Source organism: Deltaproteobacteria bacterium, from assembly GCA_016218975.1.
GTDB lineage: Bacteria > Desulfobacterota > Deferrimicrobia > Deferrimicrobiales > Deferrimicrobiaceae > JAENIX01.
The window spans coordinates 62,615-88,959 of sequence record JACRCO010000071.1; the positions used below are offsets into that span (position 1 = coordinate 62,615).

The window sequence follows — 26,345 nt, forward strand, 5'->3', positions numbered from 1 at the left end:
AGCTGGATTTATTATGTAAAACGAGCGCTTACGGGGCAAGGGCATTCATGGAACCGAAAGGGGCCCGATGCAACGACCAAGCCCGCAGGCCGTCATCGCAGCTTCCCTTTTCGCCTTCGCACTGATCGCCGCGTCGGTTGCCTCGTTCGCGGAGACCCCGCAGCCTGTCGCGTACAGCCACAGGATCCACGTAACCGACAACAAAATCGATTGCCGGTTCTGCCACTCTTCCGCAAACAAATCCGCCTCCGCGAGGATCCCTCCAGTGGAGAAGTGCATGTCCTGCCACCGGGTTATCGCGACGGACCGCCCGGAAATAAAGAAGATCGCGCAGTACTGGAGAGAGAAAAAGCCGATCTACTGGAACCGGGTGACGGAACTTCCCGATTACGTCTACTTCCCGCACATGCGGATGGTCAACGCGGGCGTGCCCTGCCTTACCTGCCACCCCGGGATGGACCGGGCCGACGGGGCGGTCCAGAAGCGGGAGTTCACGATGGGCTGGTGCATGGATTGCCATAAAAAGCGCGGCGTCTCCATCGACTGCTGGACGTGCCACATATGAAAAGGAGAGATTTCCTCAAACTCGGCGGCGCGACGGCCTTCGCGGCCCTCTTCGGAGGATGCGACAACCTGCCGAAGAAGCTCGTCCCCTTCGTCATCCCGCCGGAAAATTACACGCTGGGCGAATCTCTTTGGTATGCCTCGGTATGCCGCCAGTGCCCCGCCGGGTGCGGCATCGTGGTTCGGGTCTCGGAAGGGCGCGCAAAGAAGATAGAGGGTAACCCGCTCCACCCGGTAAACAGCGGGAAACTCTGCGCTCGGGGGCAGGCGGGCCTCCAGGCGCTTTATCACCCTGAACGGCTCGGGCGTCCGCTGAAACTGTCGGGGCCGCGGGGATCGGGAAAGTTCACCGAGACTTCCTGGGAAGATGCGCTTTCCATATTGATGACCGGCCTGAAAAAAATCCGTGCCGAGGCACCGGGCTCGCTGCTGATGCTGGCGGAGCCGATGAGGGGCCACCGGAACCTCGTCGTCCACCGATTCCTGCGCGCGTTCGGCGCCCCCGCTCCCGTGGCGTGGGATCCCTTCGGACACGACGCGCTCCTTGCGGCGAACGAGGATGTTTTCGGCATCCGCGACATTCCCGAATACGACATCGCCAACGCCCGTTATCTCCTCTCCTTCAGCGGTGATTTTCTCGAAACGTGGCTCTCTCCTGTACATTACGGCCGCGCCTACGGCAGGATGCGGCAGGAGCGCCCCACGGTAAGGGGGAAATTCGTCCATTTCGGCCCCCGCTTGTCGATGACGGCCGCGAACGCGGATGTCTTCCTGCCGATCGCGCCCGGAACGGAAGGTTTCGCCGCGCTGGGAATCGCGCACGTGATGGTGCGTGAGAAGCTCACGCCCTCTCCCGCCGCCTCCTCCCTGTGGACGGCGGGTCTCCGGCAGATGACTCCCGAAACCGTGGGGGAGAAAACCGGCCTTCGGCCTTCCGACATCGAGGCCGTCGCCCGGGAGTTCGCAGGTAACCAGCCCGGTCTCGCGATAGCAGGGGATGGCGCCGCCGGATGCACGAACGGTACGTTCCACTTTTCGGCCGCCGCGCTCCTGAACGTCCTGGCCGGCAACCTCGGCAAGCCGGGAGGACTATCCTTCCCGGACCGGCGTTCGGCGTTTCCGCGGGCCGGCGCAGATGCATCCACGCTCGCGCCTCTCCCCGAAAGCGGATTCGCATCCGTTCGCAACACCCTGGAAAAGATGCGGGGCGGCGCCTTCCAAGTGGCGCTGCTCTCGGGGGAGACCAATCCGGCGTTCACGCTCCCGGCGGGGCTCAAGTTTCCCGAATCGCTTCTCTCCGTTCCGCTGGTCGTGTCGTTCTCCTCGTTCCTGGACGAAACCTCCTCACTCTCCGACCTCGTCCTTCCCGTTCCCACGTATCTCGAAGAATGGGGAGACGATATCGCGCCCGCGGGGCATTCGGGAGACGCCGTCGGCCTGCTCCAGCCGGTCATAGAGCCGTTCCGGGACGCCCGTCCCATGCCCGACATCCTGATCGCGGCGGCTAAAGAGCTCGGCGGCCCGGTGGCGGCGGCCCTTCCATGGAAGAATTTCCGGGAATGCCTGGAACAAGGCTATACCGGGATGGGCGTTAATCTTGAGAACGCCCGCAGGGAAGGAGGGATCTTCTCCCGGAAGGGATCGCTTTCACGCACTGCGAAGCGGGCTGGAAATCCTCCTCTTCCCAAAGCTATCGAGGCGTCATACGAGGGCGATGCGGCGCGCTACCCGCTCGTTCTTCACGTCTACCCCTCCATCGCCCTCTCCGACGGCCGCGGGGCGAACCTGTCGTGGCTGCAGGAGATGCCCGACCCCATCAGCACCGCCGTCTGGCGCAACTGGGTGGAAGTGCATCCGAAGACCGCCGAATCGCTGGGGATAGCGGACGGCGACGGCGTCGTCGTGACGTCCCCCTTCGGTTCAATGGAAGCGTTCGCCGTTCTTCATCCGGCGGTCGCGAAGGGAACGGCCGCCATGCCGCTGGGACAGGGGCACACAAGATACGGAAGGAACGCGGCGGGCCGTGGGGGGAACCCGTTCTCTCTCCTTCCCGTGAAGGATACGGCCGGGGCGAAGTCCCACGCGCGGCAATCGACGCGGGTCTCCATCGCGAAGGCGAGGATCAAGGGGAAACTGGTCCGTACCGTCAACGTCGAAGGCCAGTGGAAGTACGAGAACATCCTGTGATGCGGGCGGAAGGAAACGCACGATGAAGCACAAGTGGGCGATGGCGATCGACATGGACCGCTGCACCGGCTGCGGCGCCTGCGTCGTCGCCTGCGTCGCCGAGAACAACACCCCGACCGCGGGCGAGGAGGAGGCCGGGAAGGGCCGCCTCATGCAGTGGCTCCGCGTGTCCCGTTTCTGGAAAAAGGAAGGGGAGGAAACGCGCGCGATCTTCGTGCCGACCCCCTGCATGCACTGCGAGAAGGCCCCATGCGAAATCGTGTGCCCGGTGTACGCCACCTACCACGACGAGGACGACCACCTGAACGCGATGGTCTACAACCGCTGCATCGGGACGAGGTATTGCGCGAACAACTGCCCCTACTCGGTGCGCGTCTTCAACTGGTGGCCCGCAAAATGGGAAAAGCCGCTCGACGAGCAGCTGAACCCGGACCTTTCGGTCCGCTCGCGCGGCGTGATGGAAAAATGCACCTATTGCATCCAGCGGATAAGGCGGGGCAAGGAAACGGCCATTAAAGAAGGACGGAAGATAAGGGACGGCGAGGTCATGCCTGCCTGCGCGCAGACCTGCCCGCCCGGGGCGATAATCTTCGGGGACCTGCTGGATCCGGAGAGCGAGATCTCCCGGACCGTCAAGGACACGCGGCTGTTCAAGCTTATGGAGCACCTGGGGACGGAGCCGAGTACGGTGTATCTCAAGAAGCAAAAAGGGCCCGGGCGATGAACGAAAGGAATCACCTCGCCAGGCAGGGGGAAGGGAAACTCTACGAGGAGTTGTCCCGTTCCAACCTCGTCACCACGAAGGCGTGGTACAGGGCGGCGGGGATCCTGTTCGCGGTCACCGCGGGCGCTGCAGGGGTCTTCTTCTACATGATGGCTACGGGCATCGGGGTCACCGGCCTCTCCCGGCCCGTCATGTGGGGGACGATGATCATCCTCTTCGTCTTCTGGATCGGGTTGTCCCACTCGGGAACGCTGATCTCGGCGATCCTGCGGATAACCAGGGCCGGATGGCGTGCGCCGGTGCTTCGCGGCGCGGAGGCGATGACGGTCTTCGCGTTGATGGTGGGGGGCCTCTTCCCCCTCATGCACCTGGGCCGGAACTGGCGCTTCTACTACATGATCCCCTATCCCAACGATCGGTTGCTCTGGCCGAACTTCCGGTCCCCCCTGCTTTGGGACATGGTGGCCATCGGCACGTATCTCACTGGGAGCATCCTCTTCCTTTATTTCGGGATGATCCCGGACCTTGCCGTAGCCCGGGACTTTTCCACCGGGTGGCGGAAGAAGCTGTACACGATCCTGGCCGCGGGCTTCCGTGGGACGCACTCCGAGTGGCGCCGCTACCACGTCGCATCGACCCTGTTCGCGGTGCTCATCATTCCGGTCGCCGTCTCGGTCCACTCCATCGTGAGCTGGGACTTCGCCATGGCCATGGTCCCGGGCTGGCACAGCACCATCTTCGCCCCGTACTTCGTGGCGGGTGCGATCTACTCGGGGATCGCGGGGGTCATCACGGTGATGGCGTTCCTGCGCAGGGTCTTCCGGCTGGAAAACTTCCTCACGGAGCGCCACTTCGACAACCTCGGCAAGCTGCTCCTTACGATGACGCTCGTCTGGGGGTATTTCTACTTCGCCGAATTCCTGACCACCTGGTACAGCCGGCTCCCCGAGGACTGGGCGCTCATAAGCTCATACGGCGGCCATTTCCTCCCGCTATTCATCCTGATGCTGACGTGCAATTTCCTCATTCCGCTGCCCGCGCTCTGCCTTTCGAAGGTGCGGAGATCGGTGCCCGCAATCCTTGCCGTCTCCCTCGTCGTCAACGTCGGCATGCTCGCGGAGCGTGCGCTCATCGTGGTCCCGTCCCTCGCGCGGCGAAACGACCCCTCCATATGGCTCAACTACTTCCCCACGTGGGTGGAAATCTCCTTCATCGTGGGATCGATCACGCTGTTCTCGCTCCTGTACGTGATCTTCGCCAAGCTTTTCCCCGTCATGGCGATAAGCGACATAAAGGAGCACCTCTTCAGAACGACCGACAGAGCCGTAGGCGGTGCCGTCGTACCGTCGGTGGCCGAAGAGGACGAAGGGGAAGGGAAATGAGCGGAGAAGGCAGGATGGTCGTCATCGGACTTTTCGACAGCGTCGAGGGAGCCGCGGCCGGGGCCCGTTCGCTGCTCGCGTTGCCTCTTCCTGCGGACCGCGTTACGACCATCTCGTCTGTGGCGCTGCCCGACGGCGCCGTCGTACATGACCCCCGCCCCATCCGGTTCCCATGGATCGTGGTGCTCTTCTGGTTCGTCGGAGCCGTCTTCGGCGCGGGGCTCACACTTTACTCGTACCTTGTATATCCCATGATAACGGCCGGGAAGCCGATCGCCACGGTCCCGCCGACGATCATCGTCACTTACGAAATGGCCATGCTCGGGGCGCTTCTTTCCACGCTCGTGGCGGCATTCGTGTCGATCGGGCTGGCGAGGATCCGCAGGAAGAAGGTGTACGATCCGCGTATCCACGACGGCAGGATCGCCGTGTGCGCCGCCGTCGAACCGGGCGACCAGGCCCGGCGGGCAGCCGATGCGCTGATGGAGCGCGGCGGCACTTCGATCCGGACAGAGGAAGGGGAACTGTGATGTCCGACCGAACACCCTCGCTGTACGCCCTCCTTCGGATCGCGCTCCTTTTAGTTTTTGCGATTGCAGCGGTTCTCCTTTTCGGATGCGAGAAGATCGACCGGAACATGTGGGACAACCCCGCCTTCAAGCCGCAGGAAGATCCGGTACGACTTCCGCCGAAAGACTCCATCCCGACGAAGGGAAGGGAGCAGATCCCGTCGATGGCGGAAGCGAGGGAACTGAAGAACCCGGTCGAACCGACCGAATGGGCGCTTCTCCAGGGGAAGGAGCTGTTCGGGATCCACTGCGTTCCCTGCCACGGAATCTCGGGAGCCGGTGACGGCCCCGTGGGGAAGAAATACGTCCCCACTCCCGCCGACCTTCGTCCCGGTTCCCGCGGCGCCCGCCATTCCGACGGCGAACTCTTCGCCGTCATATCCTCCGGGTACGGAGGGATGCCAGCCTACCGGGCGGACCTGTCTCCATCCGAGCGGTGGCACATCGTCGCCTACTTGCGCACTTTGAAGTAGCCCGCATTTCCCGCCGGGCGTTGCGTGATAAAATTCGAATATAGGAACCCGGCGAATCGCCAGGAGCGGCTTTCTCATCAATTTCCCGTGAGGTGATTACGATGTGCAGGATGATCGCTTTCGCTTCCTCCGATCCGGTGGACGTGTCGCCATTCCTCGGAAAACTGTCGGATTTGGCGCGGTGCGGCAACCTCGTCGAGGGCTGGGAGAAGAGGCCGGGGGGAAACCATCCGAACGGTTGGGGGATCGCCTTCCGCAACAGCGGCGGGATCGACGTCCGGCGCAGCGGGAATTCGGCGTGGGGCGACCCGGCGTTTGAGGAAGTCCGCGCGCGGTCCGACCGTTTCATAGGCCACGTAAGGTACGCTTCCAACACAGCAACGGTGAACGCGGCCAACTCCCATCCCTTCTTCGCCGACGGAGTGGCTTTGGCGCACAACGGGACGTTCTACGGAACGCTCGGCGATGAAGCGGACCGCAGGAACGTAAGCGATACGTTGATATTTCTGGAACGGCTTTGCGCGCTCTGGAAGGATCGGACGTTCCCTAAACTGAAAGAGACGATCGAAAAGATGCTCAACGACCCCGCACTCGTCGGCGATTATTCCGCTGCCAACCTGTTTATCGCAACGGGAGGATCTCTGTTCGCCCTGCGTCGCTACCGGAGGAACGAGGACTACTACACGCTTTATGTGCGTACCTCGCCCGGAAGCGTCGTAGCCGCAAGCCAGCCGCTCGACGATGGACAGGACTGGCGTCTATTGGGAAACGGGGAACTGGTGGACATGGGCGGACTGCCCTCCGGTTCCGTCTCCCTTGACGTGATTTCCTGAGGCTTCGATGCAGGAACTTCTCGACCTGCGCTCGGATACCGTAACTCTCCCGACGCCCGGGATGCGGAAGGCGATGGCGCGCGCGAAGGTCGGTGACTCCCGGCGCGGGGAGGACCCGACCGTCCGCGAGCTTGAGGAGATCTCCGCGTCGCTCTTCGGAAAGGAAGCGGCCATATTCGTCCCGTCGGGAACGATGGGGAACCTTTGCGCCGTCGCCACATGGACCCGACCGGGAGACGTGATCGTGGCATCCTCCGCGTCGCACATCGCCGGGCGCGAGGGTCCCGCCGTTTCACACATGGCTTCCGTCGCCATACTCGGGATCGATGCGCCGGGCGGGATATTCACCGCGCAGGAGGTGGACGCCGCTATCGCCGCGACGCCCGCGCGGGCAGAGTCGAAGGTACGAATGGTGACGGTGGAAAACACCCACAACGCAGGTGGCGGAACGGTGTATCCCCTGGCGGAATTCAAGCGGATCCGCTCCCTGTGCGCGAAACATTCCCTGCCCCTGCACGTCGACGGCTCCCGCATCTTCAACGCCACGGTGGCGACGGGCATCTCTCCGGCATCCTACGGCAAGGCCGCGAGTTCCATCATGTTCTGCCTCTCCAAGGGGTTAGGGGCGCCGGTCGGATCGGTGCTGGCGGGACCGCGGGATTTTCTCGAGGAGGCGCGCAAGACCAGCCTGCGCGTTGGAGGCGGGATGCGGCAGGCGGGAATCGTGGCGGCCGGCGGGATATATGCCTTGCGCCACCACATCGACCGGCTCGCGGAAGACCACGAAAACGCTCGCACCCTGGCGAAGGGGCTCGAAGATATCCCCGGCGTCGAGGTCATAAACGCGCCGGTTCCCACCAATATCGTGCTGTTCCGCTGGCGGACCCCTTCGGACGGACGGCCTAACTTCCGGGAGGCTATAGCCCCGACCGGAGTACTCGTGGACGACCGTATGTTCCCGCTGTTCCGGGCGGTCACCCACCTCGGTATAGGCAAGAAGGAGATCGCCCGCGTCCTGCGGGCGTTCCGGGAAGTCTTCGGCAAACCTAAAATCTAGTCCGCATTTCTCACCACGCTTCTGCTGCGGCGGCGGATACGGGCTAGTGATATTTCCCGGGGGGCGGGGAGTGCTTCGCGATGTCTTCCGCGACCTCGCCGACCGTCTGCTTCATGAAACGGTCCGCTTTTTTCTTCGGGCTTTCTCCCGAGGACGCCATCTTGGAAGGCCAGTTGGATCCCTTGAGCACGAATCCGCCGCCCCCAGCGATCAGCCGCTCCACCTTACCCCCGCACGTCGGGCACTTCTTGAGCGGAGGATCCGACATCTTCTGGACTTTCTCGAACTCTCCGCATTCCTTGCATTTGTATTCGTATGTCGGCACGCCGCTCCTCCGGTGTCTATATATCGGTGTGGAATTATCTCATATTATAGGCGGATAGAGGAGGCGTTACCCCTTGTCCCTTTTCCTGATCGCTTTCTTCCTGATTTACGGCGGAACCCACGCGTATGCGCTCCATAAGGCTCATGCGGCGCTCGGCTTCGGGTGGAGGACCACGCTAGCTGCGATCCCGCCGCTCGCCGCGCTTGCCGGCGGCCCCCTGGTCGTATATGCCTTCGGGGTGCGCGGAATGGAAGGCGCCTCCAGGGCCGCTTCATGGATCGCCTACGTCTGGATGGGGCTTCTATTCTTCTTCACCTGGACGAACCTGGCCCTTGACGCGGCGAACCTCGTGGCGCGCATCCTGACCGCGTTATCGGGAAAGGGAGCCCGGCCGCTCGTGACGTACGGAAAACCCGCGTTCCTGGCGTTGGCGGGACTGTCCATCGCCCTTGCCGCCTATTCCTTCGTCGAGGCTTCCCATATCCGCTTGAAGCATTTCCGGGTCGCCACGGACAAATTGCCCGCGGGAACGGCGCGCATCCGGGTAGCGCAGATATCCGACATCCACCTGGGGCTGATGGTACGGCACCGGAAAGCCGCCGACGTCGCGGACGCGGTCCGGCGGTCCGCACCGGACATCCTCGTTTCGACGGGCGACCTCGTCGACGGCCGGATCAACCATCTCGACGGGCTTTCGGAAATCTTCAGGGAAATTCCCGCGCCGCTGGGCAAGTACGCCGTGACCGGAAACCACGAGTTCTTCGCGGGAGCCGGGGCGGCGCTCGACTTCACCCGGCGGGCCGGGTTCACCGTCCTGCGGGGGGAAGCGGTGACGGTCGGGAATGTCCTTCGGATCGCGGGGGTGGACGACACGGTGGGCAGCCGGTTCGGCCAGGCTCATGGGCGCACGGAGGAGGAGATTCTCGGTAACGCGACCTCTCCGCTTTTCACGATCCTGCTCAAGCATCGGCCGACCCTGACGCCCGCGGCGCGCAGGGGGGCCGACCTCCAGCTCTCCGGCCACACGCACAACGGGCAGATCTTCCCCTTCCGTATCCTCGTCCGGTTCTGGTTCCCGCTGCTTTACGGTCCGTATCATCCGGGAGACGGCGGCGCAATCCTCTACACGAGCCCCGGGACGGGCACGTGGGGTCCGCCGATGCGATTCCTCTCCCCTCCCGAGGTGACGGTCATCGACATCGAGCCCCGATGAGACGCATCACATCCGATATCCGACAGCGGGCTCGGCACGCGGCGATGGCGGCACGCTGCCGTATATGGAAACGGAACGCACGGGCGGCGGGTATAATCGGGGGATGAAAACCTTCCTCTTCGTGACGGACCTGCACGGGAGCCGCTGGAAATACGAGCGGACGCTGGCGCTGGCGAGGGAAGCGGGGGCGTTCCTCGTCATCAACGGAGGGGACATGTTCCCGCACGGCCGGTTGCACGAAGAGCAGGCGCGATTCCTGCGGGAATTCCTCGATCCCCACTTCGCGCAATACCAGGCGGCCGGCATACTCCACCTGGGGCTGACCGCGAACGACGACCTGCGCGTCCACGACCCGCTGTTCGACGCGGTTTGCGCGAAATATCCCCTCGCCGGCAACCTGGCGGAACGCCACGTCCCCGTCGGCGGGCATGAATTCATCGGGATGAATTACGTGACCGATTTCCCGTTCCGGCTGAAGGACCGGGCGCGGATGGACACGCGCGATTCCGCCTTCCCGCCGCAGTTCGGCTCCGGGATTCTCTCCCTTCCGGACGGATGGAAGGAAATCCCCGACTGGCCGGCATACGCGCGGGCGCTGCCTACGATCGAAGATGAACTTGCATCCCTTCCTCTTCCGGCGGACCCCGCGCGCGCCGTCTACGTGATCCACGGCCCGCCCTCGGGGCTGTCGCTCGACGTCTGCCGCGGCGGCGCCCGGGTGGGCTCCGCGGCGACGCTTTCGTTCCTCGAAAAGCTGCAGCCGCTCCTCTCGCTGCACGGCCACATCCACGAATCGCCCGAGGAGAGCGGCATATGGAAGGCCTCCGTCGGGCGCACGACGGTGATCCAGCCGGGACAGTCGACGGCGGGGCTTACGGTGGTTTACGGGAACCTGGAAACGATGGAATTCGAACGGCGGGTGATCGCTCCGTGAGACCCGTTTCCTCGTCGATTCGCGCAAGGAACGTCCAGCTCCCCATCATCCCCACGGTGGCGGGCTGGATCGCCGAGACCCCCGGGACCATATCGCTGGGGCAGGGCGTTGCCTATTACGGCCCTCCGCCGGAGGCGTTGCGGGCCGCCGCGCGTTTCCTGGAATCTCCCGGCGGCCATTCCTACAAGCCGGACGCCGGAATTCCCGAACTGCGAGAGGCGTTCCAGGAGAAACTCCTCAGGGAAAACGGGATCGACGCACCCTTCGAGCGCAGGATCATCGTCACTGCGGGGGCCAACCAGGCCTTCGCGAACGCCGTGCTCGCGGTCTGCGATCCCGGCGACGAGGTCGTGCTTCTCGCTCCCTATTACTTCAACCACGAAATGGCGGTTGCGCTGGCCGGCTGCGTGCCCGTATGCGTGCAGACGGACGCGAATTACCTGCCCCGTCTCGGCGCGATCGAGGCCGCCGTCACGCCAAGGACGCGCGCAGTCGTGACCGTCTCGCCGAACAACCCCGCAGGCGTGGTCTATTCGAGGGAAGTTCTCTCGGAGATCAACCGTTTCTGCGAACGGCGCGGTATCTACCACATCAGCGACGAAGCGTATGAATACTTCACCTACGACGGCGCGGAGCATTTCTCCCCCGGCTCGCCGGGAGGGGACGGCCACACGATATCCATTTACAGCCTTTCCAAGGCGTACGGCATGGCGAGCTGGCGCATCGGGTTCCTTGTCGCGCCGGAGCATATTTTCGACGACCTGATCAAGATACAGGACACGATCATCGTGTGCGCTCCCGCCGTCTCCCAGGCTGCCGCGCTGGAAGCGCTTCGAATCGGGCGGGGATATTGCGAAAGCCATCTCGAAGTCATAGGCAAGATCCGGCGGCGGGTCCGTGAGCGGCTTGAAGAGGTTCCGGAACTGCTTGCGGTTCCCGAGTCCCGGGGTGCCTTCTACTTCCTGGCGAAGGTGAATACTTCGATGGACGATCTATCGCTGGCTGAACGGCTGGTCCGCGATCACAAGGTCGCGGCCATCCCCGGCCGGACTTTCGGTATCGAAGAAGGATGCTGCCTGCGGATCGCCTACGGATCCCTCACGCCCGAAACCGCCGAAGCGGGAATCGACCGCCTGATCGACGGCCTGAGGGCGATCCTAGCCCGCATTTCTCACCATGGTTCGTAGCGAGGCGGTGGAGACGGGTATGGATACAAGGCGTCGCGACCGAGGGCACCGCAGGCGTAGTTGACACTACGTCGAGGAGCCCGACCGAGCGCAACGCAGTAGACATGGCCGCTCCCGCCATCCATGGCTCCCGCGGCACTTGTCCATCCATGGACGTCGCCCGTATCCGCCGCCGCAGCAGAAGCGTGGTGAGAAATGCGGGCTAGGGACGCCGTAAACCGGATGCCTGGCGGGCGGGCCGCCGCTCAATGGCACAGGGTGCCGTTGAAGCATCCGGGCGGCGTTCCCGCGGGAGCCCCTCCCGAAGCGTGGCAGTCGAAGCAGACGACCGCGTTCACCGGGTCCGTATCCGTGTGTGTGACCGCCGGCGACGTGCCGCGCCAGGGAGCAGCGGGATGCGGGGCGCTCACACCGTGGCACGGAAAGCAGGAAACGGTGGAGCCCCCTCCCGTGAAATCGTTCCCGTGGCAGATCCGGCACACGATGAAACTCGATTGTCCCGGCGCCCGTTTCGCCGAGGCGCCGTGCTCCGTCGGACTCCCCCAAGTGGGGGAAGAGTGATGGCAGGCTACGCCGTTGAGCGTGTTGGAGAAGCAGGATACCTTCGCGATCCCCCCGTCCAGCCCCTCGCCGTGGCACGGCCGGCAAAGGCTCGTATCGGAGGACGACAGGACCAGCGAAGGATGGGTGGAGACAAAGCCCGCCGGATGGTTGCCGTCCGGAGCGATGAGATTCAAGCCGGAGGTGCCGTTGCCCGTCGAGCAGCCCACGGCAACGACTCCTGCGAGAAGAAGCAACAGGCAAGGCCATGAAGGCCGGATTTTCCGCATCCCCGTCATTTTCGTTCATCCTCCCGCATTGCGTTCCCTCCCGCCCGCTTCACGATGCCTTCCGTCGGCTCTACCGATGACACGGCCGGCACCTGGCGTCGTTCTTGTTCCCGTGGCACCGGAAGCAGGATCCCGGGTCCACCCTCCCATCCAGCGGGTGGAGAGCGATGTAATCTCCCCGGTGCGGCAGGGTCAGATCGGGGCGATCCCCCATCCGGGTGCTCGGGTAGATTTCCTCTTTCCTGGAATGGCACGCCTGGCAGAACGAGGCTCCGTGGCATGAGGCGCAGAGGTTCTGCCCCTGCCTGGAGTACAGCCCGTGCTGCTTCACGAACGCCGTCGTGTGCCGGAAGGAGGCGTAAGGCTTCAGCGCGCCAGTGGAAATGTCGGAATGGCATTCAAGGCAGTCCACCTTCGTCCACCCCGTGAGTTCTTCGGGGTGTTTCGCAGGAACGGAAGGCGTTTTGGAAACCGCGGAGCATCCTGCGATCAGGACGAGCGCCGCCACCGCCATGACGATTCCCCGGATAGCAGGCCGCATCATTTCTTCCCTCCCGTTACGGTCCCGTAGGAAAGCGATAGCCGGATCAGCCCCGCGTAGTCTTCCTTGAACCTCGGGCTCTTCGTGTACATGAGATCCCCCGAAAGATGAAGGATGTCGAACAACCGGTACCCGGCGGATCCCAGCACCTGGTAGGCGCGTTTCGTGCCGTCGATCGCCTGCTTGTACCGATGGGTCAGGGCGTCGATCGAAAACCGCCACTTCGCGGGGGAATAAGTGCCGAACCCCCGGAATTCCCGGTATTCGTTTTCATCCCGGTCCGCCGTAACCCACGCGGCGGACACGCCAGCCGAATCCTTATGGTCGTTGAAGGTGCGTTTAACGCCGGCCTCGATTCGAGTGGCGTCGCCCGGATCCGCGAGATCGTGCCCGATCTTCTTCCCTCCCAGCGTAACCGTGGCGTTCTTCACGAACTCCCAGTCGACGGCGGCGAAGATAATCCGCGCCCGGTCGTTGTTGTCGATCGCGGGGGCGAGGAACGCGGGGTTGAGCGCCGCCTGGAAGTAATCCCTGTACTTGTACGACTCGTACCCCCCTGATATGTCCACGGACGGCAACGGCATCAAACGCAAGAGGTAGCGCTGGTACGCCATCGCGCTCGTGGCCTCGTTATAGGTGGCGCGGCCGATCAGCTCGACAGGGCGGACGGGGCGCAGCCAGAGATCCCCGCCGATTTCCTTGCGGTCCATCCGCTGGAACTCCCCCTTTTCATGGAGATAGCTCACCCCGATCTCCGCCAGTCCCGGCCGGATGTAGAATATTCTTCCGCCGAAGATCGAATCGCCCGTTTCCGTAGAGGTGATGGTCGCTTCGGCCGGTACGCCGCCGAAAGCGGAAGCGCCGATCCCGGACTGCGTCCTCGTCTTGAGGAAGATCCCGTCCATCGTTTCCATCGCCGCGCCTTCGGTAAGGAAGAACCGGCCGAGGCGCACCTCTCCGTTTCCCGTCGGATGGAGGTACTGCAGGTAGGCGCTGCCCAGCTCGCCCGTCGTCTTGCCGCTGCCCGTTTCGTCCCGCAAGTCCTGCCGCCCCCAGCCGTAGAAATGGAAGGAAAAGGGACCTCCTCCAAGGTTCCCCGCGTCGGCGGAGAGGTACTCGTACAGGGGCGCGAAATTCTGCGTGGGTGCGCCGGGCGTCTCCCGTTCGTAGAACAGAAGATACGTCTTCGAGGAGAGGGAGAAGTCCGCCGCGTCTGATGTTACCGGGAGCAGTAATGCCGCAAAGAGAAGGGCATACAACATCGCGATCCCCCGATCGAATGTCTGAATGTTCTATATTTTGGCGGCCATTGAACGGCAGCCGAAAACGCGATGATGGAAGCGGGAATGAAACGCCTGCCTCGGCATCCCGCCCTTTGCGTATGTGCGTTTGATGAAGATCGGTCGATCCGGTTTCATGAAAAAATCCCGGGGGGGAACGAATTGCGTGTAAAATCAAGAGGAATGAAATTTTTTCCTGGAGGCACCCCATGAAACGGCTTGCTGCGCTTGCCCTGGGGATTTCGGCATTCCTGCTTTTATGCGCGTCCGGCGCTTCGGCGTTTCAAAAGGAAGGATGCGGAATGGGTGATTGCAGGGATTGCCATACCCTGACCCCGAAGGAAGCTTCCGGAATCCTCGGTCCCCTGGTGGACAACGTGCTGAATGTGGAAGATAGCCCGGTGAAGGGCCTGTGGATGGTCGACATCGAGAAACAGGGGAAGAAATTCCCCATATTCATCGATTATTCGAAGGGCTTCCTTTTCAGCGGACAGGTGGTGAGGATCAGCACCCGGGAGGACATATCGGGAGCAAGATTCGCGACCCTTAACGCCGTAAAGGTGGATCCGGCCGTGATACCTTTGGGGGAAACGCTCGTCCTGGGCAATCCGGAAGCGAAAAAGAAGGTGATCGTGTTCAGCGATCCGGACTGCCACTTTTGCGGCAAGCTGCACCATGAAATGAAGACCGTCGCGGAAAAAGACAAGGATGTCGCGTTCTTCATCAAGCTTTATTCAAGGAACAACAACCCCGCTTCGGCCGAAAAGGCAAAGGCGGTCATCTGCTCGAAATCCCTCTCCATGCTGGAAGACGCCTACGCCGGGAAAAAGCTTGCGCCTGGCGACTGCAAGACAGACGCGGTCGAGGAATCCTTCAAACTCGCGGAGAAACTGAAGATCCGCGGGACGCCTGCGATGGTCTTTCCGGACGGAACCGTCGTAAGCGGATACCGCCCCGCCGACGCGCTGCTCAAGCTGCTTTCCGATGATAAGCCCAAGGCGGCGAGCGCCCCTGCGAAGGAGGGCAAAAAAGGGAAGAAATAGACCGGTTTTTCACTATTACGGAGCGCACGGAGGGTATCGAGCGTCTAATCCGGTGAGCGACAAATTATGCGTCCGACAAAACCACCGGAACCGGAATCATGCAGAATCTTATAACTTCCCTGCCGTCTTACCTGACGACGGGGTCGCCGCTCGCCTACGCTGCCGTGTTCGCGGGAGGCCTTCTGGTAAGTTTTACCCCCTGCATTTACCCTGTCATCCCCATCACGGTTGGATATATCGGGAGCCGGAGCGGCGGATCGCGCGCAAGGGGATTCATCCTGAGTCTCGCCTACGTGGCGGGGATGGCCGTCACCTATGCCGCCCTCGGCGGGGCGGCCGCGCTGACGGGCAGGGTATTCGGAGAATCGGCCTCCAGCCCCCTTTCACACCTGGTCGTGGGAAACCTGTGCCTCCTTTTCGGCCTGTCTCTCTTCGATATCATCCGGATCCCCTTGCCCTCCTTCGCGCCGAGCGCTTCCGCCGCCCGCCGTTCGGGCGGCGTGCTCGGCGCCCTTTCGTTCGGCATGGCGTCCGGACTGGTCGTCGGCCCATGCACCGCTCCCGTCCTGGGAGGCCTCCTTCTCTTCGTCGGCTCCCGGCAGAACGTTTTGCAAGGATTATCGCTCCTCTTCGTGTTCGCCCTCGGCATGGGTTCCGTGCTCGTGCTGCTGGGAACGTTCTCAAGCCTTATCGCCGGTCTTCCCCGCTCGGGGAAATGGCTCGGTGCGGTAAAGAGAGGTTTCGGAGTCGTTATGATACTGGCCGGGGAATATTTCCTTGTACAGGCCGGCAGAATGCTCGTTTAAGTAAAGGGATGGGACACGGCCGATGAAACGGTTCATTGCGGCGATGACGGCGGCCTCGGTTCTCGCTGCATTCGTGCCGTTCGCCGTCGCGGCCGACGGGCCGGCCTTCACGCTCAAGTCCGCCGCCGGAGGGACCGTATCGCTTGGACAATTCGCGGGGAAAAAGCCGGTCCTGCTCGTTTTCTGGGCGACCTGGTGCCCGCACTGCAACGAAGCGGCGCCTTCGATAAACGACATGCACATGCGCCTGTCCGGCAGGCTGGAAATACTGGCAGTCGATTTCATGGAGAGCGCCGAAAAGGTGAAGGGCTTCATCCGGAAAAAAAACGTCTCTTACACCGTGCTGCTCGACCGCGACGGCAAGGTAGCCCGCCTGTACGGGGTGCGCGGGATCCCCACTTACGTTCTCCTCGACCGCAATGGAAGGATAGTCTATTTCGACAACGAACTCCCTCCGGACATCGAAAGACGCATCTAAGAGGAGATAAATGCTTATCCGCCGCGGAATGACGAAGCCGTTCCGGCGCCTCGCTCTCGCGGCGCTGATATTCCTGTTGCCCGCGATTCCCGCAATTTCGGCGGCGGAAGACGCAGCTCCGAACCCGGAAGGCGAGTGGCGTATGCCCGCCGACGACACCGCGCCTGCAAACGACAATGTCACACCATTCGCCGACAATACCGCTCCGGCGATGGACAATGTTTCAGGGATATTCATGAGAACGGTCGACGAGAGGCACTCCAGCATCGAGCGCAGCATCCTCGACCGCGTCGTCCGGTTCGACAACTTTTTCGGAAGCGTCAAGACGGAGAACGTGCGGCTGCCCGAGTATCTTATCCGATGGCAGAACTCCCTTCGGTTCGAGGAAGGAAATCACGTGAAGTACCGGACGAACGTCCGGGCGGGGTTCACCCTTCCGAAGATCAACAAGAGATTGCGCCTGGTGGTGACCGGCGAGAGCGAGGCCGAGCCCGCGGCGGCGAGACTGCCGGAGGACCCCGGCAACCCCGGGTTCGATCGCACGCTGCCGAATACCCGCATAGTCAACACGGAGCTCCGGTACGGTTTCTTCCGCACGCCCGCCCTGGATATCTTCGCGGGAGCGGGGGTCCGCGTGAAGCGGCCTTTCGAAACCTTCGCCCGGACCCGGCTGCAGTACACACGCAAACTCGGGGAATTGACCCTCTTCCGGTTAGGGGAAACCCTCTTCTGGAAAAACACGGAGAAGTTAGGCGAAACCACGGAAATAGATCTTGAACGGCAGCTGACTCCGACTACGCTCCTGCGATGGTCCAACGCAGGCACATTGGCGCAGGAAACAAGAGGGCTGGAATGGGGAACGGAGCTGTCCCTGCTACGGGCGCTTACCCCCCGCAGCGCCGTCACCCTTTCGGGAGGAGTCTTCGGTGTTACCGACCCTGACGCTCAAGTGGAAACCTACCGGATCCTGGCCCGCTACCGGCGGAACTTCCTGAGACCCTGGCTTTTTTACGAACTCGAGCCCGAAATGTCCTGGCCCCGGCAGCCCGACGGAAAATATCGCCCGACCGACGCCTTCACGGTGCGTCTCGAAATCGTTTTCCAGGGGAAGGAAGTGCTCAGGCAGTTCCCGTAGCGTTAACCCGGCTCATCAGGGGCGGGATCGCCCGCTACTTGCGGTCCAGGAAAGATTCGGTGTAAGGCCTTTCCGCGGAGGTTATAGTGCCCAACCTGTCGATCCTTGCCTTAACCGTGTTCTCCTTGTATTTCTGAAGCGTCACCTCGAACTTTCTGCCCTGCTTGTTCGTCCATCCGAAGAAGAACTTGTCCCCCTCCTCCCTGCCCCTCGTTTTAAAGGAGCCGCCGGCGACTGGGCCGCTCATGTAATTCACCGTTCCAAATTCGTATGTGACGACGAAGACACCCTCCCGTTTTCCCTTGACGATCGTTATGGATAAGTCCTGGTCCAGGTTGGTGCTCCGATAACCCGGCCACTTCCCGGCCCAGACGCCTTCGAAATACGAGGGGCCGCCGGATGGAGCCGAATCGTTTTTCGCGGGGGCGGTATCGTCCCCGTCGGCCGCGAATACTGCCGCCGCCAGCGCAAAAAACAGGCAGAAGACCACGAACACGACCTTTCGGTTCATGCATGCCCTCCTCGAATGCGTAAATTACCTGATATTGGTTTTGTTGCCGGGGATCCGTGCCGCAGAGCCAATCAAATAGTGAAGGTTTCTGCCGTTCGAGTCAAGCGAGTTCGATTTATGCGGGTTCAATTCCCGTCGAGGACTTCCCGCACCTTCTTCGCAAGCTCCGTGCAGCCGAAGGGCTTCGGGAGGCGAGCGACGTTCCTTCCCGATCCTTCGCTCGGGCGGTTTTCGCCGAAATCGTGGCCGCTCATCAGTATCGCCTTGATGCCGGGGGACATCTCCCGCATGACGGCCAGGGCTTCCTTTCCGTCCAGCCTCGGCATGCCCACGTCGAGCAGGACAAGCGCGATGCCGTTCCCTCTCCGGAAGATTTCGACTGCTTCCTCGCCGTTCCGGGCGGCAATCACGCTGTAGCCTTGCTCTCCGAGCGCCAGTTCCGCCAGGTTCCGCACCGAATCGTCGTCGTCTGCCACAAGGATCGTCTCGTCCCCCCCCCGGACGACCTCCCGGCTGCGGGCGATACTCGCTTCGGGAGGTCCGTCGATGGCCGGAAGGTGGACCCGGAACGTCGTCCCTTTTCCCGGTTCGCTGTACACATGGATGTACCCTTCGTGCCTCTTTACGATCCCATGGACCATGGCAAGCCCGAGCCCCGTTCCCTTGTCGGAGCCCTTCGTCGTGAAGAACGGCTCGAAAATCTTTTCACGGGTCGATTCGTTCATGCCGATTCCCGTGTCCGTGACCGTGAGGACTGCATATCTTCCGGATTTCATGTACGGGTGCCGGTAGACATGTTCCTCGTCGAGGACGGCGGCCGAGGTTTCCACCACGAGCGCCCCGCCGTCCGGCATGGCGTCCCTGGCGTTCAGGCAAAGGTTCATGAGGACCTGCTCGAGCTGCCCGCGGTCGGCCCGTACGGCAGGCAGGTCTTCTTCCAGCCGGAACTTCGTAACGATCCTTTCCCCCGCCGTGTTCTCGATGAGCTTCATCAGATCCGTTATCACGCTGTTCATGCTCAGATTGACCGGCGCGATGGCCTGCCGGCGCGCGAACGTAAGAAGCTGCCTCGTGAGCGTCGATGCCCGCACGGCGCATTGCAGCATCTCATCCAGGTCCGCTTCCGCGCGCTTGTCCCCGGAAAGCTTCATCCGCAGCAGTTCCCCGAACCCGAAGATGCCGGTCAACGCGTTGTTGAAATCGTGCGCGACGCCGCCCGCCAGCGTACCGACGGCCTCCATCCTCTGGGCGGTGCGAGCCTGCTTCTCCAGCAACGAAACTTCCGTTATGTCCAGCAGAAGGCCGTCGACGTAAAGGAATTCTCCCTTTGAGTCGTAAGTGTTCTGACGCCGGTCGGCCAACATTCGATAGGTTCCATCCCGGTGGCGCAGCCTGTACTCCACGCGCAATACGCCCTTTCTTTCCGCGACCGCTTTCCGGAACGCTATCTTTATCCCAGGAAGGTCGTCCGGATGCATCAATTCCTTCCACTTGACGGAGCCGCCGGTGAATTCCTCGGCTGTATATCCGGTGACCCGTTCGACCTCCGCGCCCATGAATCCGACGCTCCAGTCCTGGTATCCGCGATAAACGATGCCGGGCACATTGTTCATCAACGACATCAGGCGGCCTGCCATCTCCTTCTGGTTCCGGAATACCGTGTCGTGCCGGACCGCAGCAGCGATCCCCCCTGCAATCGCCTCCGCAGTCGCGATTTCCTCCGCAGTCCACTCCCTCTTCCCCCCTGTCCCAAGGAACAGGATTCCAGCCAATCCTTCGGAATGGAGCAGGGGAACTTCGAGATGCGCGCCCATGCCGGTTTCGTCAGGACAACCATCACTGCCGGAGCAGCAAGGAGACAGGTTGGTCCCGTCGGAAACCTTGTATTTCCCCGCCTCGAAGTCCGCAATGCACGCGTCGGGGATCCGGGAAAGTGCAAGCGAGGAGGAGACGGGCTTTGTCCCCGGTCCGCAATGTTCGGCTATCCTGTCGGGATTTCCGAAGATCCTGATCGCGCAACACGGAACGTCGAGGACCCGGCAGATGTCTTTCGCCGTATCCGAAAGGATCACGTCCAGGTCCGCTTCCTCGATGGCCCCCGCGTGAAACTTGCCGAGCAATTCCATCCGTTGCGCCTGAAGCCGTGACTGCGCATCGGCGGCCTCCTTCAATTCGAGTTTTTCCGCGTAAGCCTTGAGGGCAAGCTCCTGCTCCAGGGCCTTCCGCGCAAGGGCGGACTGTTCGGACAGCCTATGCGTCACGGGGCGGATCACGGAATAATAGAGAAGCGGAGCGCTCAGAACCGAAAGAGTGAAGGCGTCGATGAAATTCTTCGCGTTCCCTTCCGGCAGTTCAAGAGCACCGAGCAGGAACATGACGACTACTTCAACGCCGGCGATTATGACCAATATCCTCACGAACATCTCGCGCCGTTTCAAGCGTTTAGCCCCCACGGTAGCTATGCCCGAAATACCGGCCGATTGCGGCCGACTTCAAGAACCACGTATCCTTTCGGAAAAATTCAGGGAATTATTTACTTTGAATGGCAGGAAAGAATGTCGGTACCGTTAACGCTCTATCGGCTGTTAAAAATAGGGCTATGTTATTGATATCCCGAACGTTTCGATCGCTCCTGCCGGCGCTGCCGGATAAATTCGTCGATGGAAAACCTGCCCGCACCTGTAAAAACCAGCGAGAGGAACGGAATTAGGTACAGGAGCGCGGGTTCCTTGGCAGCCCAGGACTTCGAGGCGCCCGTCATGAACAACCTGGCCCCTTCCCCCATTGTCCAGGGATCGTTGCTGTGGACGACGGCCGCGGCAACCGTCATCCCGAATATCAAGGGCACTGCGGCAAAACGGGTCGCGAATCCAAATATAACGGACAGGGCGCAAAAGAACTCCGCGAACGTCATAAGCGCCAGGCTAATCCCCTTCCCCAGCCCGATGGGATCGGCGAACTTGTCGAATTGGCCGGCGAGCAGCATCTGCAGTTTCCCCAAGCCATGCGTGAGCATGAATGCGCCGATGCCGACCCGCAGGACCAGCAGACCGATCGAGCTCGCGATGTCATCCCTTTTCTCTTCCATAACGGCTCCCTCACGGATTTCGAAGTTTACGTTTCCAGGCTCTTATGATGCGGATACCGCAAGGCAAGGCTCATGTCACATGAGGATGGAAATCCTTTAACCCGCTTTTCTCACCACGGTTCGTCGCGAGGCGGTGGAGACGGGTATGGCTACAAGGCGTCGCGACCGAGGGCACCGCAGGCGTAGTTTACACTACGTCGAGGAGCCCGACCGAGCGCAACGCAGTAGACATGCCCGTATCCGCCGCAGCAGCAGAAGCGTGGTGAGAAAAGCGGGTTAAACCTTCGAACGGTCCAGATCTGCGCTGACAGAAAGACCCGGTTCGCCTTGATGTTCCCCCGATTTATCTTGAGCAAAAAAGCGAATGAAAATAATATATTGTGGATTTTTAAAATAGTTATTTATGGGTATACTTTTACGCGCAAATTGATTATAAACAACTCCTGTAACGATCCAATTTCCCATCAGAGGCCCACATGATACGCGGGTATCCTCCGATGAACGCATGGAAGAGTGTTCTCCCGCCGCTTTTGCTAATTGTTGTCAATCTGCTGTTCGTCCTCACCATTGTTTCCTCATGCAAGCCTCAGGCGAAAAACGGTTACCTGATCGGCTATATCAATCCCAACCCGGAAGAAACGGAAGGCGCGCAAGGATTTCTGCGCAATATGCCCGCATTCGGATACATCGAGGGGAAGAACGTCACCTACATCAAATTCGAAAAGAGAGACCATAAGGAGATCGAGGCCGCGGCGAAGGATATGGTCGCGAAGAAAGCCGACCTGATTTTCACCATGACGACGCCCGCCGCGAAACTGGCCAAGAAAGCCGTCGAAGGAACGAAAATCCCGATCGTCTTCGTCATGTACGACGCGATCGAATCCGGCGTGGTGGAAAGCATGGTAAAGCACGGCGGCAACATTACAGGCGTGCAGCTGACCGGAAGCACCCGCAAGGCGCTGGATTGGCTGCTCGCGATTTCCCCCCGTGCGAGGAATATCTTCGTCCCCGTCTGCTTCGACACGGGGGCTGCGCGCCATAGCCTCGAAGATCTCAAAAAAGCCGCCGCTCACGCAGGCCTCAAGGTGACCGTTTCGGAGGTCGACACCCTGGAAAAATTGCGGAAGTCGCTCTCCGCGATGCCCGCGGACGCCGGAGCCGTTTTCATACTTCATTCCTGGCTAATCGGCTCCAACATGGAGACTATTCTCGATTCCGCGAAAAAGCGGAACATCCCCGTCATCTCGGCGGGGCATGTGAACTTCGACGGAGGCGTGGTTTTTTCCTACGGACCTCTCGACGACCGGACCGGGATGCAGGCCGCCAGGCTGGCGCACGGAATCCTTAAAGGGGCTTCTCCCCGCGACCTGCCGGTGGAAACTTCGGATTTCTACCTCGGTATCAACCTGAAGAGCGCAAATGCGCTTGGAGTAAAAATCCCGGACGACGTACTGCAGCAGGCCGACTACATCATTCGTTAAGGACGGCGCGTGACTCACCTCATGAGGAACAGCATCAGGAAGCGCCTGACCATCACCTTCATCGGGCTTTCCATCTTACCCGTATTGCTTCTCGGCGGGTTCCTTTTATGGCAAAACCTCGAAATGCAGCTTCAGGAAGCCGAGGAAATGCAGGCGAAGCTGACGAAGATGGCCGCCCACGAACTGCAAACCCATATCCACGGGCTCGAATCACTACTGATCTCCTTCACCAGGATCACCCGTGTGATGGAAGCGGAGCGCAAACAGCAGCGACTCATGATTTCGAAGCTTCTCTTTTCCGCAAACGATAAATACCGCAGGGACATTTTCCATGAGATCGTGCTTCTCGACAACCGCGGGAGGGAGCTGGCGCACGTTTCGCGGGATCGGGTGGTGGCGGACGCCGAGCTCGGCGACAGGTCGAAAGCCGAAGAATTCGCGAAGCCGTCGAAGGGCCGGGAAGTCCATTACAGCCCCGTGTTCTTCGACGAGCGGACCGGCGAGCCCCGCATGAATCTCGGCGTGCCTATCGTGGATGTCCGGAGCGCGCAGGTAAAGGGCGTTCTCGTAGCGGCGATCAACCTGAAATTCATGATCGAGGTACTGGAAGACCTGAAAATCGGAGAGACGGGAATCGCCTACGTCGTTGCGGAAGACGGAAGGGTGGTCGTTCATCCGAATCTTTCCGTGGTCTTAAGGGGAACCTACCTGAAAAGGGCCGAACGGTCCGGCATACACAATGGGATACAGGGGACGAAATCCCTGCTTGCGTACGATACCATGCGGGTCGGAGGCCAGGAATTCCGCATCGTAACCGAGCTGCCGATCGCCGAAGCGGGAAAATACGCCGCCCGCTCCCTGGTCGCCATACTGATCTTCCTCGCCGCGACGCTGGCGGGCGCGATCGCGGTCGGCGTCGCCCTCGTCCGCCAGATCATCAGTCCGCTCGAATCCCTGTCGGGAATCGCCAAGGCTATCGGCAAGGGCGATTATTCGCAATCCGTCACGATCGAAAGGGACGACGAAATCGGCGCGCTCTCGAAAGCGTTCGGAGTCATGACTTCAAGGCTGATCGAAACGATCAACACTCTCAAGCGCCAGATGGCCGAACTGCGACAGGCGGACGAGCGGATCACGCAGCAGCACGATCTCCTGAAAAACGTCATGAACTCCCTCACGCATCCGTTTTACGTGATCGACGCGATGCGCCACACCATCGTCATGGCGAACACCGCCGCCCACTTCGGCGAGCTCACGGAACAAACGAAATGTTACAAAATGACCCATCACCGGGATTCCCCGTGCGAAGGGGACGACCATCCCTGCACGATACGGGAGGTGACGAACAACCGGAGGCCGGTGGTACTGGAGCATTACCACCACAATTCCACCGAAAAGCCGAAATATTACGAGGTGTACGGCTACCCGATCTTCGACGGGCAGGGGAACGTCGCCCAGGTCATCGAATACACGCTGGATATAACGAACAAGAAAAAGCTGGAGAAGCAATTCCTGCAGGCGCAGAAGATGGAGGCGGTCGGCCAGCTCGCGGGAGGCATCGCCCACGACTTCAACAACCTGTTGTCGGCCATCATCGGCTACAGCGAAATGGCGCTTGAGGAACTTGCCCCCAACCACCCCGCACGTGAAAAGATCCGGACGATCAACAACGCCGGGGAGAAAGCCGCAACGCTCACGAGGCAGCTCCTTGCCTTCAGCCGGAAACAGATCCTCGAACTGAAAGCGGTGAGCCTCAACTCCATCGTGGAAAACATGACGAAGCTCCTTCATCGCGTGATCGGCGAGGATATCCATCTCGAAATCAACCTGAACCCTTCCCTCGAAAACGTGAAGGCGGACGCCGGCCAGATCGAGCAGGTGCTGATGAACCTTGCGGTGAACGCCAGGGACGCGATGCCGGACGGCGGACGGCTGATCATCGAAACCGAAAACGTCGAGCTGGACGAGGAATACGCGAAGGCCCGCGAGGGAGTCGCGCCGGGTTCGTATGCGATGCTTTCCGTGACGGACACGGGGATGGGCATGAGCCGCGATGTGCTGGAAAACATTTTCGAGCCGTTCTTCACGACCAAGGGGGAAAAAGGGACGGGGCTCGGTTTGTCCACGATCTACGGGATCGTGAAGCAGCACGACGGGAGCATAGGCGTTTACAGCGAGCCGAACGTCGGGACTACGTTCAAAATCTATATCCCCTCCACGGGCGAAGCCGGGGAGGATGCGGCGCCAGGCGAATTCGAAATCCGGCTTACGGGTTCCGAAACGATCCTGGTGGTCGACGACGAGCCGTCCATACGGAAATTGATCGTAAGCACGCTCCAGCCGCTGGGGTTCAATCTCCTCGAAGCCGGCGACGGCGTGGAAGCGCTCGAATCAAGCAGGTCCGTCAAGGGGACGATCGACCTCCTGATCACCGACATCATCATGCCGGAGATGAACGGGATCGAACTGGCGGGAATCATCAGGAAAGAACGGCCGGATATCCTGGTGATCTACACGTCGGGATACACGAACAGCACGATACTGAAACAGGAGATTTTCGACGACCGAACGAGTTTCCTTCAGAAACCGATCTCGCCAAAACGCCTCATGGCGAAGCTGAAGACCGTACTGGGGTGATGACCGGTCCTATATGGGGATATTCCGCCCCTTGAGATAATGCGGGCTGGCGTAAAATTCGCACTTCATGCAGTTTCCGAGTTTCTTCGCGAAAGTTCCCTGGACGACGCCTCCGCAAAGAGTGCCTGCCACCCTCGCGCAGAGCCTGCCGTTGTTCGGGTATGCCGGACAGACTCCCAAATCGCCGGCCCTTGCCCCCCCGGCTTCCCTTCCGCATTTCCTGAATTCCCAACAATTCACCGTATAACCCCGCAATGCGTGTTTCCCCCTTCATATCATCGGATGAACGAGGCAAGCCTTTAACACTTTAAGTCAGGAAGACCGCTGAGCACACACATCCTCCATCTTGAAAGGAAGCATATGCACCATCAGGTTACAGATAGGTTACACATTCGATAAAATCGTGATTTGCATATTGAAATCAAAGGGGTATAGTTGTCGATAAGACGAAATTATGGGCGGCCGTAACGTGAACGGCGATTGCGCATGGTGCGGAAGTCCTTTAGCCCCTGTAGACAAAACGGCGGATGAAATCATCACCCACTGTTTTTGCCGGGGCTGCAGGGAAGATCTGTTTACAAGGCAGGAGTCCTGCTCCCTCCAGGAATACCTCGACAGGTTGAACATCCCGATCCTGCTGCTGAACAGCGATGCGGGAATCGTCACCGGCAACCACGCCGCCTGCAAAAACCTGGGCATAGACCATCGGCACGTCGACGGACGCCGGTGGGGCGATGCGATCGAGTGCATCAATTCGCGGCTGCCGGGCGGGTGCGGAAAATCGGTTCACTGCCGCATCTGCACCGTCCGCGCAACGGTAACCGACACGTATCTCACATCGCAGAACCATTACCAGGTTCGCGCATTTGCCGATTGCGCCACGCCGGAAGGCGTCCGTAAAATCCGTTTCCTGATTTCAACGGAAAAGTTGGGGGACCTTGTGCTGCTACGGATCGACGCGTTCGAAGGGAAAAAATCCGCCCGCTGAATCTCAACCGCCTTAAGATGGCTTTTCCTCCCCCGACAATGCCAAGATCATCGCCTGTCGATTTTCCCCTTGTGCAGTC

General features: G+C 61.0%; 24 protein-coding genes. 17 read left to right on the plus strand and 7 right to left on the minus strand.

Translation table 11 applies throughout. The features are described from left to right. The first annotated feature begins 67 nt into the window (after positions 1 to 67). The 8 genes from HY896_10185 to HY896_10220 all read left to right on the plus strand — a co-directional run bounded on the left by HY896_10185 (position 68) and on the right by HY896_10220 (position 7,789). Positions 68 to 565 carry a cytochrome c3 family protein gene (locus HY896_10185; GenBank protein ID MBI5576713.1) on the plus strand — a complete coding sequence of 166 codons (498 nt, stop codon included), beginning with the start codon at positions 68 to 70 and terminating at the stop codon, positions 563 to 565. Continuing rightward, entirely contained in the window at positions 562 to 2,751 is a 2,190-nt protein-coding gene (locus HY896_10190; protein ID MBI5576714.1) for a molybdopterin-dependent oxidoreductase, read from the plus strand. The genes HY896_10185 and HY896_10190 overlap by 4 nt, the downstream gene beginning before the upstream one ends. A gap of 22 nt (positions 2,752 to 2,773) precedes the next feature. Then, entirely contained in the window at positions 2,774 to 3,475 is a 702-nt protein-coding gene (locus HY896_10195; GenBank protein ID MBI5576715.1) for a 4Fe-4S dicluster domain-containing protein, read from the plus strand. Further along, the gene (nrfD, locus tag HY896_10200; protein MBI5576716.1) at positions 3,472 to 4,857 is read left to right on the plus strand and encodes a polysulfide reductase NrfD; all 1,386 of its coding nucleotides are present in this window, start codon (positions 3,472 to 3,474) and stop codon (positions 4,855 to 4,857) included. Before HY896_10195 ends, nrfD begins: the two co-directional genes overlap by 4 nt. Next, a complete protein-coding gene (locus tag HY896_10205; protein ID MBI5576717.1) occupies positions 4,854 to 5,387 on the plus strand; it encodes a DUF3341 domain-containing protein in 534 nt (177 codons plus the stop codon). Before nrfD ends, HY896_10205 begins: the two co-directional genes overlap by 4 nt. Continuing rightward, positions 5,387 to 5,899, plus strand: a complete 513-nt coding sequence (locus HY896_10210) for a cytochrome c (GenBank protein ID MBI5576718.1) — start codon at positions 5,387 to 5,389, stop codon at positions 5,897 to 5,899. Before HY896_10205 ends, HY896_10210 begins: the two co-directional genes overlap by 1 nt. Positions 5,900 to 6,000: 101 nt before the next feature. Further along, positions 6,001 to 6,732, plus strand: coding sequence for a class II glutamine amidotransferase (locus tag HY896_10215; GenBank protein MBI5576719.1), 732 nt, complete (start codon positions 6,001 to 6,003; stop codon positions 6,730 to 6,732). Between the two features lie 7 nt (positions 6,733 to 6,739). Next, complete coding sequence (locus HY896_10220) at positions 6,740 to 7,789, plus strand: aminotransferase class I/II-fold pyridoxal phosphate-dependent enzyme (GenBank protein MBI5576720.1); 1,050 nt, start codon at positions 6,740 to 6,742, stop codon at positions 7,787 to 7,789. 43 nt (positions 7,790 to 7,832) lie between these two features. Here the strand turns inward: HY896_10220 and HY896_10225 are convergent, their stop codons facing one another. Continuing rightward, positions 7,833 to 8,114 carry a zinc ribbon domain-containing protein gene (locus HY896_10225; protein ID MBI5576721.1) on the minus strand — a complete coding sequence of 94 codons (282 nt, stop codon included), beginning with the start codon at positions 8,112 to 8,114 and terminating at the stop codon, positions 7,833 to 7,835. 73 nt (positions 8,115 to 8,187) lie between these two features. Here HY896_10225 and HY896_10230 point away from each other — a divergent pair, with 73 nt between their 5' ends. After that, positions 8,188 to 9,327, plus strand: coding sequence for a metallophosphoesterase (locus HY896_10230; GenBank protein ID MBI5576722.1), 1,140 nt, complete (start codon positions 8,188 to 8,190; stop codon positions 9,325 to 9,327). Positions 9,328 to 10,140: 813 nt separating this feature from the next. Continuing rightward, entirely contained in the window at positions 10,141 to 11,448 is a 1,308-nt protein-coding gene (locus HY896_10235; protein MBI5576723.1) for a pyridoxal phosphate-dependent aminotransferase, read from the plus strand. 245 nt (positions 11,449 to 11,693) lie between these two features. Here the strand turns inward: HY896_10235 and HY896_10240 are convergent, their stop codons facing one another. The 3 genes from HY896_10240 to HY896_10250 form a co-directional block, all read right to left on the minus strand. Continuing rightward, complete coding sequence (locus HY896_10240; protein MBI5576724.1) at positions 11,694 to 12,287, minus strand: hypothetical protein; 594 nt, start codon at positions 12,285 to 12,287, stop codon at positions 11,694 to 11,696. 61 nt (positions 12,288 to 12,348) lie between these two features. Then, complete coding sequence (locus tag HY896_10245) at positions 12,349 to 12,819, minus strand: cytochrome C (protein MBI5576725.1); 471 nt, start codon at positions 12,817 to 12,819, stop codon at positions 12,349 to 12,351. After that, the gene (locus HY896_10250) at positions 12,819 to 14,081 is read right to left on the minus strand and encodes a hypothetical protein (GenBank protein MBI5576726.1); all 1,263 of its coding nucleotides are present in this window, start codon (positions 14,079 to 14,081) and stop codon (positions 12,819 to 12,821) included. Before HY896_10250 ends, HY896_10245 begins: the two co-directional genes overlap by 1 nt. Before the next feature lie 227 nt (positions 14,082 to 14,308). Between HY896_10250 and HY896_10255 the strand changes: the two genes are divergently transcribed. The 4 genes from HY896_10255 (at position 14,309) to HY896_10270 (ending at position 17,561) form a co-directional block, all read left to right on the plus strand. After that, entirely contained in the window at positions 14,309 to 15,142 is an 834-nt protein-coding gene (locus HY896_10255; protein MBI5576727.1) for a DsbC family protein, read from the plus strand. Between the two features lie 98 nt (positions 15,143 to 15,240). After that, positions 15,241 to 15,948, plus strand: a complete 708-nt coding sequence (locus tag HY896_10260; protein MBI5576728.1) for a sulfite exporter TauE/SafE family protein — start codon at positions 15,241 to 15,243, stop codon at positions 15,946 to 15,948. A 22-nt stretch (positions 15,949 to 15,970) separates the two neighbouring features. Next, positions 15,971 to 16,426 (plus strand): TlpA family protein disulfide reductase, encoded by a 456-nt coding sequence (locus tag HY896_10265; GenBank protein MBI5576729.1) that lies wholly within the window; start codon positions 15,971 to 15,973, stop codon positions 16,424 to 16,426. Between the two features lie 10 nt (positions 16,427 to 16,436). Continuing rightward, complete coding sequence (locus HY896_10270) at positions 16,437 to 17,561, plus strand: hypothetical protein (GenBank protein ID MBI5576730.1); 1,125 nt, start codon at positions 16,437 to 16,439, stop codon at positions 17,559 to 17,561. Positions 17,562 to 17,595: 34 nt separating this feature from the next. Here the strand turns inward: HY896_10270 and HY896_10275 are convergent, their stop codons facing one another. The 3 genes from HY896_10275 to HY896_10285 all read right to left on the minus strand — a co-directional run bounded on the left by HY896_10275 (position 17,596) and on the right by HY896_10285 (position 21,160). Further along, positions 17,596 to 18,072 (minus strand): hypothetical protein, encoded by a 477-nt coding sequence (locus HY896_10275; GenBank protein MBI5576731.1) that lies wholly within the window; start codon positions 18,070 to 18,072, stop codon positions 17,596 to 17,598. Positions 18,073 to 18,197: 125 nt separating this feature from the next. Further along, positions 18,198 to 20,510 (minus strand): PAS domain-containing protein, encoded by a 2,313-nt coding sequence (locus tag HY896_10280; protein MBI5576732.1) that lies wholly within the window; start codon positions 20,508 to 20,510, stop codon positions 18,198 to 18,200. Positions 20,511 to 20,674: 164 nt separating this feature from the next. Beyond that, positions 20,675 to 21,160, minus strand: coding sequence for a DoxX family protein (locus HY896_10285; protein MBI5576733.1), 486 nt, complete (start codon positions 21,158 to 21,160; stop codon positions 20,675 to 20,677). Positions 21,161 to 21,636: 476 nt separating this feature from the next. Between HY896_10285 and HY896_10290 the strand changes: the two genes are divergently transcribed. The 3 genes from HY896_10290 (at position 21,637) to HY896_10300 (ending at position 26,266) form a co-directional block, all read left to right on the plus strand. Beyond that, complete coding sequence (locus HY896_10290; GenBank protein MBI5576734.1) at positions 21,637 to 22,641, plus strand: ABC transporter substrate-binding protein; 1,005 nt, start codon at positions 21,637 to 21,639, stop codon at positions 22,639 to 22,641. 9 nt (positions 22,642 to 22,650) lie between these two features. Next, positions 22,651 to 25,278, plus strand: a complete 2,628-nt coding sequence (locus HY896_10295) for a response regulator (protein ID MBI5576735.1) — start codon at positions 22,651 to 22,653, stop codon at positions 25,276 to 25,278. 454 nt (positions 25,279 to 25,732) lie between these two features. Then, the gene (locus HY896_10300; protein ID MBI5576736.1) at positions 25,733 to 26,266 is read left to right on the plus strand and encodes a hypothetical protein; all 534 of its coding nucleotides are present in this window, start codon (positions 25,733 to 25,735) and stop codon (positions 26,264 to 26,266) included. Positions 26,267 to 26,345 lie beyond the last annotated feature (79 nt).

Coding starts and splice junctions, on each gene's coding strand:
- HY896_10210 (MBI5576718.1), top strand. CDS start 5,387: ATGTCCGACCGAACACCCTCGCTGTACGCCCTCCTTCGGATCGCGCTC.
- HY896_10220 (MBI5576720.1), top strand. CDS start 6,740: ATGCAGGAACTTCTCGACCTGCGCTCGGATACCGTAACTCTCCCGACG.
- HY896_10185 (MBI5576713.1), top strand. CDS start 68: ATGCAACGACCAAGCCCGCAGGCCGTCATCGCAGCTTCCCTTTTCGCC.
- HY896_10255 (MBI5576727.1), top strand. CDS start 14,309: ATGAAACGGCTTGCTGCGCTTGCCCTGGGGATTTCGGCATTCCTGCTT.
- HY896_10215 (MBI5576719.1), top strand. CDS start 6,001: ATGTGCAGGATGATCGCTTTCGCTTCCTCCGATCCGGTGGACGTGTCG.
- HY896_10270 (MBI5576730.1), top strand. CDS start 16,437: ATGCTTATCCGCCGCGGAATGACGAAGCCGTTCCGGCGCCTCGCTCTC.
- nrfD (MBI5576716.1), top strand. CDS start 3,472: ATGAACGAAAGGAATCACCTCGCCAGGCAGGGGGAAGGGAAACTCTAC.
- HY896_10190 (MBI5576714.1), top strand. CDS start 562: ATGAAAAGGAGAGATTTCCTCAAACTCGGCGGCGCGACGGCCTTCGCG.
- HY896_10275 (MBI5576731.1), bottom strand. CDS start 18,072: ATGAACCGAAAGGTCGTGTTCGTGGTCTTCTGCCTGTTTTTTGCGCTG.
- HY896_10260 (MBI5576728.1), top strand. CDS start 15,241: ATGCAGAATCTTATAACTTCCCTGCCGTCTTACCTGACGACGGGGTCG.
- HY896_10290 (MBI5576734.1), top strand. CDS start 21,637: ATGATACGCGGGTATCCTCCGATGAACGCATGGAAGAGTGTTCTCCCG.
- HY896_10245 (MBI5576725.1), bottom strand. CDS start 12,819: ATGCGGCCTGCTATCCGGGGAATCGTCATGGCGGTGGCGGCGCTCGTC.
- HY896_10300 (MBI5576736.1), top strand. CDS start 25,733: ATGGGCGGCCGTAACGTGAACGGCGATTGCGCATGGTGCGGAAGTCCT.
- HY896_10250 (MBI5576726.1), bottom strand. CDS start 14,081: ATGTTGTATGCCCTTCTCTTTGCGGCATTACTGCTCCCGGTAACATCA.
- HY896_10205 (MBI5576717.1), top strand. CDS start 4,854: ATGAGCGGAGAAGGCAGGATGGTCGTCATCGGACTTTTCGACAGCGTC.
- HY896_10265 (MBI5576729.1), top strand. CDS start 15,971: ATGAAACGGTTCATTGCGGCGATGACGGCGGCCTCGGTTCTCGCTGCA.
- HY896_10235 (MBI5576723.1), top strand. CDS start 10,141: ATGGAAGGCCTCCGTCGGGCGCACGACGGTGATCCAGCCGGGACAGTC.
- HY896_10285 (MBI5576733.1), bottom strand. CDS start 21,160: ATGGAAGAGAAAAGGGATGACATCGCGAGCTCGATCGGTCTGCTGGTC.
- HY896_10195 (MBI5576715.1), top strand. CDS start 2,774: ATGAAGCACAAGTGGGCGATGGCGATCGACATGGACCGCTGCACCGGC.
- HY896_10240 (MBI5576724.1), bottom strand. CDS start 12,287: ATGACGGGGATGCGGAAAATCCGGCCTTCATGGCCTTGCCTGTTGCTT.